This is a genomic window from Streptomyces sp. NBC_00572 (assembly GCF_026341815.1).
Lineage (GTDB): Bacteria > Actinomycetota > Actinomycetes > Streptomycetales > Streptomycetaceae > Streptomyces.
The window spans coordinates 4,423,699-4,436,189 of record NZ_JAPENX010000001.1 but is presented as its reverse complement, the minus strand read 5'-3'; the positions used below and the strand labels follow the sequence as shown (position 1 = coordinate 4,436,189).

The window sequence follows — 12,491 nt, the reverse complement described above, 5'->3', positions numbered from 1 at the left end:
CGCCGTTCATCGGTGAGTCCCGAATGCGGCCCCCGGAACGGCCCTCACGGCGCCACCCACGGGTGTCAGCCCCGCGCCCGCCGCAACAGCGCGAGCGACAGCACCGCCGCGCCCACCATCAACACCGCCGCCCCCACGGCGACCGCCCCCATCGCGTCGACGAACGCGGTCCGCGCCGCGTCCAGCACCGAGGGCCCGGCGGCCAGCGCCCCGCCCAGGGTCTCGCGCGCCGCGTGCGGCGCGGAGGCGGGCATCGCCGCGGTGTAGACCGCCGTTCCCACGGATCCGAGTACGGCCATCCCGAGCGCCCCGCCGAGCTCGGCTCCCGACTCCAGCACCGCGGCGGCGGACCCGGCGCGCTCGGGCGGGGCGGCGCCGAGGGCGAGCTCGTTGGCGAGGGTCATCGCGGAGACGAGCCCACCGGCGTAGACGGCGCCGGCCACGATGACGACCCACAGGGGCGTGGCACGGTCGATGCCGGCCAGCCAGGCGAAACCGGCGGCGGCCACGAGGAAGCCGCCGGCCATCACGTACGCCCGGTCGACCTTCTGGGCGAGTGCGGCGGCCGTGGGCGCGGCGGCCAGGACGCCCGCGGTCGGTACGAGGCTCCAGAGCGCCGCCTCGAACGGGCTCTGGCCCAGGACGGACTGCAGGTACTGGGTGAGGAAGACGGCGAAGCCGACGGTTGCCGCCATCGCGAGCAGGTTGGCGAGGACGGAGCCGCCGTAGCCCCGGTTCCGCAGGAGAGCGAGGTCGACCATGGGGTGGGCGAGTCGCGCCTGCCGGCGGACGAAGACCAGGCCGATGAGCAGCCCCACGACCACGCCGCCTGCCGGTAGGGGCGCCCAGCCGTCTTTGGCGAGCTCCTTGATGCCGTGGATGAGTGGCAGCAGCGCGCCCAGCGAGAGGGCGGCGCTGAGGACGTCGAACGGTCCGGTGGCCGCGGCTCCCTTGGACTCGGGCAGGAGCAGCGGTCCCAGGACGAGCAGCAGGGCCATGGCCGGGAGGTTGAGGAGGAAGACGGATCCCCACCAGAAGTGCTCGACGAGTGCGCCGCTGACAACAGGCCCCAGGGCGATGCCACTTGCCATCACCGAGGTCCACAGGGTGACGGCCTTGGCGCGCTGCGCCGGGTCGGCGAACAGCACCCGGATCAGGGCGAGGGTGGCGGGCATGAGGCAGGCCCCGGCGACGCCGAGCAGCGCACGGGCGCCGATCAGGGCGCCGGGGCTCTGCGCGTAGGCCGCCGCGACGGAGGCGATGCCGAACAGCGCCGCGCCGCCGAGGAGGACCTTGCGGCGCCCGACGCGGTCCCCGAGCGCGCCCATGGTGACGAGCAGCCCGGCGAGGACGAAGCCGTAGATGTCGAGGATCCAGAGCTGTCCGGTGGCTCCGGGCCGCAGGTCGGCGCTGATGGAGGGGATGGCGAAGTAGAGGACGGAGACGTCCATCGAGACGAGGAGCAGCGGCAGCATGAGGACGCCGAGGGCGGTCCATTCACGCCGGCCGGCGGGAGCGGGACCGGGTCCGGTGGTGGGCTCCGACTGTGCGGTGAGTGTCATGGGGAGGAGAGAAGCAGCGGTCTGCGTACGTTGCCACTCCCGCCCTAGTGCACCTCGAATTCTCGGCATGAAGTGCCAGTTCAGAGACGTGTACGCCTCTCTTGGTGCACTAGTACACTCCCGCCATGACGACCCCACCGCCCTACCTTGTGATCGCCGCCGAGCTCCGTCGCCGCGTCCAGGTCGGCGAGTTGGCCCCGGGGGACAGGGTTCCGTCGACGCGGGCGATCACCCGCGAGTGGGGCGTGGCCATGGCGACGGCGACGAAGGCGCTGGCGGTCCTCCGTCAGGAGGGCCTGGTCCGCCCGGAACCGGGGGTGGGCACGGTGGTCGCGCCGTCGGCGACGGGCACGCGTACGCCGGCCGAGGACCGGACGGCGACCCCCCTCACCCGTAGGGAAGTCGTCGACGCGGCCCTCGGACTCGCCGACGCGGAAGGCCTGCACACCCTGACGATGCGCAGGGTGGCGACGACGCTCGGCGTCTCGACGATGACCCTGTACCGCCATGTGCCGGGCAAGCCGGAGCTGATCCGCCTGATGACGGACGCGGCCTGCGGCGAGGTCCCGCTCGGTCCGGCGCCGGCGCACTGGCGGACGGGGCTGGAGCAGGGCGCGCGCTGGCTGCGTGACGTGTACGCCCGGCACCCGTGGCTGGCGCACGCGATGGCCTCGTACACGCGGCCCGTCGCGACGCCGAACGCGATGGCGTACACGGAGTGGATGCTACGGGCGATGAGGGGCACGCCCCTCAGTCACACCCAGAAGCTGTACACCCATCTGGTGATCTTCGCGTACGTCCAGGGACTGTCGATGGCGGACGATCTGGAGGAGCAGGCGCGACAGGATTCGGGCATCTCCGACGGCGAGTGGATGGAACAGAACGAGCCACGATTCGACGCGATCCAATCGGGTGGCTCGTACCCCGAGTTGGCCTTGGTCACGAGCGGGGGCGGGTTCGGTCTCGATCTGCGGACACTCTTCGAATTCGGGCTCGGGCGAACGTTGGACGGCATCGCGTCCATGATCGACGAAACGTCCGGTTAACGAACACGGCCTCACGGGCAGCGGACGATTTCCGGCCAACTTGCCGATGCACTCCTGACAGGTCCCCGTCATTCCTGTCACTCTCTCCCCGGTTCTTCGCATCAAAGTTCGCCGCTTCACCCGAACGTGCTCCACAGCTCTGCTTGCTCCGCCCGGATGGGCCGACCCAGTCCGCCGGTACCCCCCTCGCAAGAAGGAGTCTGCGTGAGATCCACGCCCAGCCGTCGCGCCACCGCGACCGGCGCTCTGATCGCTGCCGCCGCCATGCTCACCGTGAGCGTCCAGACGGGCGCCGCCACCGCGGCCGACGCCCCCTGGAGCATCGCCCCGAAGGCCCAGCAGGGCACCTCGGCGAACCCCGGCAAGCTCCCGGCCGACCTCACTCCCGCCGAGCGCACCGCGCTCATCAAGGCGGCCGACGCCGACAAGGCCGCCAAGGCCAAGGAACTCGGCCTCGGCGCCCAGGAGAAGCTGGTCGTCCGCGACGTCGTGCAGGACCGCGACGGCACGACCCACACGCGCTACGAGCGCACCTACGCCGGACTGCCCGTCCTGGGCGGCGACCTCGTCGTCGAGGAGTCCAAGGCCGGCGCGACCCGGAGCATCTCCAAGGCTTCCCGCGCGGAGCTGAAGAACGTCGACACGAGCGCCACGGTCACCCCGGCCGCCGCGTCGAAGCAGGCCCTCGGCGCCGCGAAGGCGGAAGGCTCCGACAAGGCCGAGGCCAACCGCGCCCCGCGCAAGGTCGTCTGGATGGCCAAGGGCGCGCCCGTCCTCGCGTACGAGACCGTCGTCGGCGGCCTCCAGCACGACGGCACCCCGAACGAGCTGCACGTCGTCACCGACGCCAAGACCGGCAAGAAGCTGTACGAGTGGCAGGCCATCGAGACCGGCACCGGCAACACGATGTACAGCGGCCAGGTCACGCTCGGCACCGCGCCCTCGTACACGCTGACCGACACCGGCCGCGGCAACCACAAGACGTACAACCTCAACGGTGGTACGTCGGGCACCGGGACGCTGTTCAGCAACACCACCGACGTGTGGGGCAACGGCAGCCCGTCCAACAAGGAGACGGCCGGCGCCGACGCGCACTACGGCGCCGCGCTCACCTGGGACTACTACAAGAACGTGCAGGGCCGCACCGGTATCCGCGGTGACGGCGTCGGCGCGTACTCCCGGGTCCACTACGGCAACGCGTACGTCAACGCGTTCTGGTCGGACAGCTGCTTCTGCATGACGTACGGCGACGGCTCGGGCAACACCAAGCCGCTGACGTCCATAGACGTGGCCGCGCACGAGATGACGCACGGCGTCACCTCCAACACCGCCGGTCTGCAGTACAGCGGCGAGTCCGGCGGCCTCAACGAGGCCACCTCGGACATCTTCGCGGCGGCCGTCGAGTTCTACGCCAACAACGCCAACGACGCGGGCGACTACCTCGTCGGCGAGAAGATCGACATCCGCGGCAACGGCACCCCGCTCCGCTACATGGACAAGCCGAGCAAGGACGGCTCGTCCAAGGACGCCTGGTACTCGGGCCTCGGCGGCATCGACGTCCACTACTCCTCGGGCCCGGCGAACCACTTCTTCTACCTGCTCTCCGAGGGCAGCGGCGTCAAGACCATCAACGGCGTCACCTACGACTCGCCGACCTCCGACGGCCTGCCCGTCACCGGCATCGGCCGGGCCAAGGCCGAGCTGATCTGGTTCAAGGCGCTCACCACCAAGTGGGGCACCACGACGGACTACGCCGGCGCCCGTACCGGCACGGTCGACGTCGCCAAGGCGCTCTACGGCGCCACCAGCCCCGAGGTCGCGGCCGTCGAGGACGCCTGGGCCGCCATCAACGTGGGCCCGCGCTCCGGTGGCGGCACCCCGCCCACCGGCAAGGTCTTCGAGAACACCGCCGACGTCTCCATCCCGGACAACGGCGCCGCGGTGACCTCGACGGTCAACGTCACGGGTGTCACGGGCAACGCGCCCGCCACCCTCAAGGTGGACGTGAACATCGTCCACACCTACCGCGGTGACCTCGTCGTCGACCTCGTCGCCCCCGACGGTTCGGTCTACAGCCTGTCGAACCGGTCCGGCGGCAGCGCCGACAACATCGTCCAGACCTTCACCGTGAACGCCTCCTCCGAGGTCGCCAACGGTGCCTGGAAGCTCCGCGTCCAGGACAAGGCCGCGATCGACACCGGCTACATCAACAGCTTCAAGCTGACCTTCTGACCTTCCCGCGAGCCCGTAGCCGGGTGAGCGGGTAGGCAACCCCGAAACACAAGTGCCGGACGCCCGGAGGGATCCTTCCCTCCGGGCGTCCGTGCGTTCGCACGTCCGTACAGGGGCCGCGAGGTCTACGTAGGCTGGAGCCCATGATCAGGGTGCTGCTGGCCGACGACGAGACGATGATCAGGGCCGGGGTGCGGGCCATCCTCGCCACCGACCCCGGGATCGAGGTGGTCGCCGAGGCCGGCGACGGCCACGAGGCCGTCGAACTCGCCCGCGAGCACCGGCCCGACGTCGTCCTCCTGGACATCCGGATGCCCCGGCTCGACGGACTCGGCGCGGCCGAGGAGCTGCGCCGGGCCGTGCCGGACGCGGCCGTCGTCATGCTCACCACCTTCTCCGAGGACACGTACATCGCCCGCGCCCTCGGCAGCGGCGTCAGCGGCTTCCTCCTCAAGTCCGGAGACCCGCGCGAGCTGATCGCCGGGGTCCGGGCCGTGGCCGGGGGCGGCGCCGCGCTCTCCCCCACCGTCGCCCGCCGGGTCATCGACACCCTCGGAGGCGAGCGCTTCACCCGCGCGGCCGCGGCACGCTCCCGCCTGGAGCCGCTCACCGCCCGGGAGCGGGAGGTCGTCGCCCTCCTCGGCGCGGGGCTCTCCAACCAGGAGATCGCCGACCGCATGTACGTCGTCGAGGGCACCGTCAAGGCGCACGTGAGCGCCGTCCTCGGCCGGCTGGGCCTGCGCAACCGGGTCCAGCTCGCCGTCCTCGCCCACGAGGCGGGCCTGGTCCCCGATGCCTGACGCGGGCCGAGAGCCGGTCCGGGAGCGCCTCTTCGACCTCCTCCTGTGGCTGCTGCTCTGCGTGCCGGTCCTGCTGAGGTCGGACCCGAACGACGGCGGCAGCTGGACGCAGGTCGCCGTCGGGGTGGTGGTCCTCGCCGGCTGCGTCGCGGTCAGCCGGAGGTGGCCGCTGGTGTCGCTCGCGGCCACGGTCGCGGCGAGCCTGCCGGCCACCCTGGAGCTGTTCACCCCCTCGTACAGCCTGGCCCTGGTCGCCTTCGGGTACCTCGCGGGACGGCGCCAGGAGCACACCCGGGCGGCGCTCTGGCTGTTCGGCGCGATCGCCGTGACGGGCCTGGTCCTCACCTGGATCACCCGCACCTCGCTCGGGCAGTGGTTCACGCTGCTGCTCGCGCTCGCCCTCGCCGTCGTCGCGCCCTGGCTGATCGGCCGTTACGTACGCCAGTACGACCGTCTCGTACGGAGCGGCTGGCAGCTGGCGGACCGGATGGAACGCGAGCAGGCGGCGGTCGCCGACCGGGAGCGGCTGCGGGAACGGTCCCGGATCGCGGGCGACATGCACGACTCGCTCGGCCACGACCTGGCCCTGATCGCGATCCGCGCGGGCGCCCTGGAGGTCTCCCCCGAGCTCGGCCCCGACCAGCAGCGGGCGGCGGGCGAGCTGCGCCGCGCGGCGGCGGACGCGACGGCCCGGCTGCGGGACATCATCGGCGTGCTGCGCGCGGAGGACGACGCGGCCCCGACGAGCCCGCCCGGTGAGACGGTCGAGGAACTGACGGCCCGCGCCGGGGCGTCGGGGCTCGCGGTCACCCTCGCCCCGACCCCCGTGCCCACCCTGCCGGGGATGTCGGGGCTCGCCCTGCACCGGGTCGTGCAGGAGGGCCTCACCAACGCGGCCAAGCACGCGCCCGGCGCGGCCGTCTCGGTCGCCGTCACCCAGGACGCGAGGAACGTACGGGTCGAGGTGGTCAGCGGCCCCGGCACGGACACTCCCGCGGGGGCGTCCGGGGGCACGGGCACCGGTCTCGTCGGCCTCGACGAGCGCGTCCGCCTCGCCGGTGGCACCCTCGCCCACCGGACCACCGAGGACGGCGGGTTCGCCCTGACCGCCGTCCTGCCCCGCAAGGCGCCCGCGCCGCTGCCCGCGGCCCCCATGTCGGCCAGGGAACTGGACCTCGCCCGGCGCGAGGTCCGCAAGGGCCTGGCGCGGGCGATCTGGATCCCGCTCGCCCTCCTCGCCGCGCTCGGCGCGCTGATGGCCGGGGTCGCCGTGTGGACGCAGGCCCAGTCGTACCTGGAGCCGGACGACTACGCCCGGATCCGGATCGGGCAGACGCTCGCGCAGATCGACGAGAACACCGACGACTGGCCCGAGCACCCCCTGGACAGCGCACCGCATGCCGCGCCGCCCGAGCCGCCCGGCATGGACGAATGCCGGTACTACCGCTCGGCGATGCTCGCCACGATCCCGGTGTACCGGCTGTGCTTCGTCGACGGGCACCTCGCCGACAAGGCCGAGGTGCCGTAGGCGACCGCGGTCGCGGTCCGGTCCCGGTCTAGCGGAGCAGCACCCCCGCCCCCTCCCCGGTCGTCTCCTCCGGCAGGGCCACCAGGCCCAGTTCCGCCGGGTGAGCGAGCAGCGGATGGGAGGGGCGGACCCGGACCGTGCAGCCGAAGGAGCCGGTGCGGTCGAGTTCCAGGGTGCCGGCGTACGGCTGCCGGCCCTCCAGGTCCGGGCGTCCCGCCGGCTTCAACGGGACGGCACGGGTGTCCGCGAGGGTGTCGTCGGCGTCGACCCGGCCGGTGACGGCCTGCACCTCGACGTCGTCGGTCCGCAGCCCCGCGAGGGAGACCTTGACCCGGACGACCGGGGTGGCGCCGAGTTCGGCGTCGGCCAGGTCGTCCGCGAGGTCGTCGCCGACCTCGACGTGGTCGACGGTCACCTTGGGCCAGGCGTCCCGGACCCGGGCCTTCCAGGCCGCGAGGTCCCGCGCCCGGTCCGGGGTGAGGGCCCGGCGGGCGGCGGCGGCGGGGACGTACAGCCGCTCGACGTATTCGCGGACCATGCGGTCGGCGAGCACCTTCGGGCCGAGGTCGGTGAGGGTGCGCCGGACCATCGCCGTCCAGCCGGCCGGGACGCCGTCGGGGCCCCGGTCGTAGAAGCGGGGGGCGACCCGGCGTTCGATCAGCTCGTAGAGGGCGGCGGCCTCCAGGTCGTCGCGGCGGTCCTCGTCCGCGGCGGCGGCCCCGTCGGCGGTCGGGATGGCCCAGCCGAAGTCGGGCTCGAACCACTCGTCCCACCAGCCGTCGAGGACGGAGAGGTTGAGGCAGCCGTTGAGCGCGGCCTTCATGCCGCTGGTGCCGCAGGCCTCCAGGGGGCGGAGGGGGTTGTTGAGCCAGACGTCGCAGCCGGGGTAGAGGCCGCGGGCCATCGCCATGCCGTAGTCGGGCAGGAAGACGATCCGGTGCCGGACCCGAGGGTCGTCGGCGAACCGGACGAGTTCCTGGACGAGCCGCTTCCCGCCGTCGTCGGCGGGGTGGGCCTTGCCGGCGACGACGAGCTGCACCGGCCGCTCGGGGTGCAGGAGCAGGGCCCGCAGCCGGTCCTTGTCGCGGAGCATGAGGGTGAGCCGCTTGTACGAGGGGACGCGGCGGGCGAAGCCGATGGTGAGGACGTCGGGGTCGAGGACGGAGTCGGTCCAGCCGAGTTCGGCGGCTGCGGCCCCGCGCTGCCGCCAGGAGGCCCTCAGCCTTTCCCGTACGTCGGTCACGAGCCGTTCGCGGAGGGTGCGGCGCAGTTCCCACAGCTCGCGGTCGGCGGGGTCGGGGCCGAGCCGGCCGACCTCGGGGGCGACCCAGGTGGGGGCGTGGACGCCGTTGGTGATCGAGGTGATCGGCACGTCGTCGGCGTCGAAGCCCGGCCAGAGTCCGGCGAACATGGCCCGGCTGACGGCCCCGTGGAGGGTGGAGACGCCGTTGGCGCGCTGGGCGAGGCGCAAGCCCATGGCGGCCATGTTGAAGACCCCGGGCTCGCCGCCCAGCGGGGTCTCGTCGCCGAGGGCGAGGACCTTCCCGGTGTCGACGCCGGGGAGGGCGCCGTCCTCGCCCAGGTGGCGGGCGACCAGGGTGCGGTCGAAGCGGTCGATGCCGGCCGGGACGGGGGTGTGGGTGGTGAAGACGGTCCCGGCGCGGACGGTCTCCAGGGCGCTGTCGAAGTCGAGTCCCTCGCCCTGGAGTTCGCGGATGCGTTCGAGGCCGAGGAAGCCCGCGTGGCCCTCGTTGGAGTGGAAGACCTCGGGGGCGGGGGTGCCGGTGAGCCGGGCGTACGTACGGACGGCGCGGACGCCGCCGATGCCGAGCAGCATCTCCTGGAGGAGCCGGTGCTCGCTGCCGCCGCCGTACAGCCGGTCGGTGACGCTCCGTTCGCCGGGGGCGTTCTCCTCGACGTCGGAGTCGAGCATGAGGAGGGGGACGCGGCCGACCCTCGCGATCCAGAGGTGGGCGTGCAGGCTGCGGCCGCCGGGCAGGGCGAGGGTGATCCGGGCGGGGGTGCCGTCGGCCTCACGGAGCAGGGTGACCGGCAGCTCGCCGGGGTCGAGGACGGGGTACTGCTCCTGCTGCCAGCCGTCGCGGCCGAGGGACTGGCGGAAGTAGCCGTGCCGGTAGAGCAGGCCGACGCCGATGAGGGGGACGCCGAGGTCGCTGGCGGACTTGAGGTGGTCACCGGCGAGGATGCCGAGGCCGCCCGAGTACTGGGGCAGGGCGGCGGTGACGCCGAACTCCGGCGAGAAGTAGGCGAGGGCGGCGGGCGGCTCGCCGGGCTGCCGCTGGTACCAGCGGGGGGCGTGGAGATAGCTGTCGAGGTCCTCGGCGGCGGCCCGCAGGCGGGCCAGGAAGTCCTGGTCTGCGGCGAGCGCGGCGAGCCGGGGGGCTTCGAGGGCGCCGAGGATCCGGACGGGGTCGGTGCCGCCGGTCGGCGCCGCCGGACCGGCGGGTTCGAGGGACTCGAAGAGGGCGCGGGTGGGTTCGTGCCAGGACCAGCGCAGGTTGTGCGCGAGGTCGGCGAGGGGTCGAAGGGTGTCGGGGAGGACGGGACGCACGGTGAATCGACGGATTGCCTTCACGCGTTCCACCTTCGCAGGCGAGTACGGAGCGGAGTGGACGCACCACGCTGTGCGTCCGTCGTTCCGCTCCGACGTTAGGGCACGCGCCCCCGCCGGGCCACGGCGCACGGGGGGCGGCCCGGGGTGTGTCGGCCTCCCTCCGGGGGTGGCGTGGCGCGGGTCAGCCGATGACCGGGAGCGGCACCTCGTACGGGGAGCCCTGGTTCACGGTGACCGGGTCGAGGCCGCCCGTGGTGGCGTACCGGCGGGCGACGGCGGCGAGTTCCTCGGCGGGGATGACGTCGTGGATGTCGGTGAAGCCCTGCGGGGCGCGCGCGTGGGCGAGGTTGATGACGACCTCGGGGCCGAGCTCCCGGTTGGCCCGCTGGAGCGCGGTGGTGACGGGGCGGCGGTCCCGCTCGTACGCGGCGAGGCCGTCCGCCGGGTCGGGGTGCAGGGCGAGGGCGTGGGCGAGGGCGCGCGCGTCGACGATCGACTGGCTCGCGCCGTTGGAGCCGATCGGGTGCATGGCGTGGGCGGCGTCGCCGATGAGGGTGGTGCGGCCGTGGGTCCACCGGTCCAGGGGCTCGCGGTCGACCATGGGGTACTCGTAGGCGGTGTCGGCGGCGCGCAGGATGTCGGGGAGGCTGACGCCGTCGAACTCCCAGCCCTCGTAGAACGGGAGGAACCTGTCGACGGGGACGGAACGGTTCCAGTCGCCGAGGAGCTGCTCCTCCCTCGCCGCGGACAGCGGCCCGGCCCCGGCCCCGCAGGTGGCCTCGGCCGGCCGGGCGAGCGCCCAGTTGACCAGCACCTCCCGGTCGGGACCGGTGGGCCGGCTCATCGGGTACACCACGGCCTTCTGCTGGTCGTCGCCCGCGATGAGCATGAACGAGCCCACGGCCCGCGCCGGCATCCGGGACACCCCCCGCCACACCAGCATCCCGTTCCACGGGGGCGCGCCCTCCTCCGGGTGCAGGGCCGCCCGTACCGTCGAGCGGATGCCGTCCGCGCCGACGAGCAGGTCGGGTGCGAGGGAGGCGCGGCCCCGTACGGCACCCTCCCGGTGTTCGATCCGCAGCCGCGGCCGGCCGTCCGGGGTCAGCTCCACGGCGCTCGCCCGCACCCCGGTGACCAGCGCCGCGGAACCGAGCCTGGCCCGTACCGCCCCCGCCAGGACCTGCTGGAGGTGGCCGCGGTGGACCGACAGCTGCGGCCAGCGGTAGCCCGCGCCGAGACCGCGCGGCTCCCGGGATATCAGGCCGCCCGAGCGGTGGTAGTAGCGCAGCTCGCGGGTGCGCACGGCGCCCGCCTCCAGGGCGTCGAGCAGGCCGAGCGCGTCCAGTTCGCGGACCGCGTTCGGCATCAGGTTGAGCCCGGTGCCGACGGGGCGGATCGCGGGCGCCGCCTCGACGACGGTCACCCGCTCGAAACCGGCGGAGTGCAGGGCGAGGGCGGCGGTGAGTCCCGCGATGCCGCCGCCGGCGATCACGATGTGCGGGCTCTGCCCGTAGTAGTCCGGGGCGGCGCCGCGTCCGTATTCCGGAGGGAACGGGGAGGGGATGTAGGGGGACATGACGACTGCTCCTTCGGCGCCGCTACGCGGCCGACGGCCCGACGGGGGCCCCTGCGGGACGGCGCCGCACGGTCGCGCGGCGCACCATGGTCTCGTTCTCCCTGGTCAGGTCCAGGATGGAGCGCAGCAGCGCGACCGGGGCTCCGCCGCTGCCCTCCTCGTACAGGCGCACCTCTTCGCTGTACGCCTTGCGGGCGATGCCGAGGTGCCGGGCGCGGAAGGTCTTCAGGAGGCGCAGCACCCGGCCGAGTGCCTCCGCGGACGCGGTGAGCGAGGGTGGCAGCCGGTCCGCGCCCTCCCAGCTCACGGCGGCCGACAGTTTGCTCACCGCCGACACCCCGCCCCGGTGCCGGGCGTGGAACGCGCGCCAGGACGGCAGCGCGTACGGCACCGCCTCCGCGAGGAAGGCGTCGTAGGCGGGGTCGGAGCGGTCGCACTGCCAGAGCGTCAGATCGACCAGCCAGAGCGGCACCTGTGCGGCGGCGGGGCCGAGGTACTCCCGGCCGGCGATCTCGACCTCCTCGAAGTACGGGCGGAGGGTGTGCGCGAAGTACTCCGGGGACACCCCGGCCACCGTGAGGTCGATGGAGTCGACCATCACCCGCACGTGTCGGGCCACCCGGTCCAGGGCGTCGGGGAATCCCGGGTCGTACGGTTCGAGGCGGGCGACCCGGCCGCAGTCGTCGAGGGCGGCGACCAGGCCCGGGAACACCATCCGTACCGCTTCCTGGAGGAGGGCTTCGGTCGGATGGCCGGTGTACGAGCGGCGGCGTGGGCCAGGCGGGTTCCAGGTCGTGTAGTGGTGGACGGTGTCCCGGGGCACCATGTCGGTGCGCAGGCCCAGGAGTTCGAGGACGGGCAGCGCCTCCGGCACGGCGGCGAGGGGCTGTACGCCGTGGCGTTTCAGGGAACCCAGCAGGATGCCGAGGTCCCGCATCGCGGCGAGGGCGTCGCCGACGCTCCACTGGGCGGCCCGGTCGAGGTCCGGGAGCAGGGTGCGCAGCGCGACGGTGAGCGCCGCCACGTCGCCGTCCGCGTTCATCGCGGGCACGGCGGCGAGCAGGGCGTCCGCGCCGAGCGGGTCGGCGGCGCGTATGTCCTCGGTGCGGTGACGCGGATCGCCGAACAACTGGGCTCCTCTTTTCGGGGCTCGGTCCGCCGCGGGGGCACGG

General features: G+C 73.5%; 8 protein-coding genes. 4 read left to right on the top strand and 4 right to left on the bottom strand.

Annotated elements, in window-relative coordinates; genetic code table 11:
- Positions 1–65 precede the first annotated feature (65 nt).
- Entirely contained in the window at positions 66–1,562 is a 1,497-nt protein-coding gene (locus OG514_RS20660) for an MFS transporter (protein WP_266896860.1), read from the bottom strand.
- A 125-nt stretch (positions 1,563–1,687) separates the two neighbouring features.
- On the opposite strand from OG514_RS20660, the gene OG514_RS20655 reads away from it, so the two are divergent.
- The 4 genes from OG514_RS20655 to OG514_RS20640 all read left to right on the top strand — a co-directional run bounded on the left by OG514_RS20655 (position 1,688) and on the right by OG514_RS20640 (position 7,168).
- The gene (locus OG514_RS20655) at positions 1,688–2,608 is read left to right on the top strand and encodes a TetR/AcrR family transcriptional regulator C-terminal domain-containing protein (RefSeq protein ID WP_266896858.1); all 921 of its coding nucleotides are present in this window, start codon (positions 1,688–1,690) and stop codon (positions 2,606–2,608) included.
- Positions 2,609–2,812: 204 nt separating this feature from the next.
- Entirely contained in the window at positions 2,813–4,840 is a 2,028-nt protein-coding gene (locus tag OG514_RS20650) for a M4 family metallopeptidase (protein ID WP_266896856.1), read from the top strand.
- A gap of 143 nt (positions 4,841–4,983) precedes the next feature.
- Positions 4,984–5,640 (top strand): response regulator transcription factor, encoded by a 657-nt coding sequence (locus OG514_RS20645; protein WP_266896854.1) that lies wholly within the window; start codon positions 4,984–4,986, stop codon positions 5,638–5,640.
- The gene (locus OG514_RS20640) at positions 5,633–7,168 is read left to right on the top strand and encodes a sensor histidine kinase (protein ID WP_266896852.1); all 1,536 of its coding nucleotides are present in this window, start codon (positions 5,633–5,635) and stop codon (positions 7,166–7,168) included. The genes OG514_RS20645 and OG514_RS20640 overlap by 8 nt, the downstream gene beginning before the upstream one ends.
- A gap of 28 nt (positions 7,169–7,196) precedes the next feature.
- On the opposite strand, the gene glgP is transcribed toward OG514_RS20640, so the two are convergent.
- The 3 genes from glgP to OG514_RS20625 form a co-directional block, all read right to left on the bottom strand.
- A complete protein-coding gene (glgP, locus tag OG514_RS20635) occupies positions 7,197–9,764 on the bottom strand; it encodes an alpha-glucan family phosphorylase (protein ID WP_266896850.1) in 2,568 nt (855 codons plus the stop codon).
- Positions 9,765–9,924: 160 nt separating this feature from the next.
- The gene (locus tag OG514_RS20630; RefSeq protein WP_266896848.1) at positions 9,925–11,319 is read right to left on the bottom strand and encodes an FAD-dependent monooxygenase; all 1,395 of its coding nucleotides are present in this window, start codon (positions 11,317–11,319) and stop codon (positions 9,925–9,927) included.
- A 22-nt stretch (positions 11,320–11,341) separates the two neighbouring features.
- A complete protein-coding gene (locus OG514_RS20625) occupies positions 11,342–12,448 on the bottom strand; it encodes a monodechloroaminopyrrolnitrin synthase PrnB family protein (RefSeq protein WP_266896846.1) in 1,107 nt (368 codons plus the stop codon).
- Positions 12,449–12,491 lie beyond the last annotated feature (43 nt).

What these genes read in the sequence shown, in the direction of transcription:
- OG514_RS20645 (WP_266896854.1), top strand. Translation starts at nt 4,984, where the DNA reads ATGATCAGGGTGCTGCTGGCCGACGACGAGACGATGATCAGGGCCGGG.
- OG514_RS20655 (WP_266896858.1), top strand. Translation starts at nt 1,688, where the DNA reads ATGACGACCCCACCGCCCTACCTTGTGATCGCCGCCGAGCTCCGTCGC.
- OG514_RS20660 (WP_266896860.1), bottom strand. Translation starts at nt 1,562, where the DNA reads ATGACACTCACCGCACAGTCGGAGCCCACCACCGGACCCGGTCCCGCT.
- OG514_RS20630 (WP_266896848.1), bottom strand. Translation starts at nt 11,319, where the DNA reads ATGTCCCCCTACATCCCCTCCCCGTTCCCTCCGGAATACGGACGCGGC.
- OG514_RS20640 (WP_266896852.1), top strand. Translation starts at nt 5,633, where the DNA reads ATGCCTGACGCGGGCCGAGAGCCGGTCCGGGAGCGCCTCTTCGACCTC.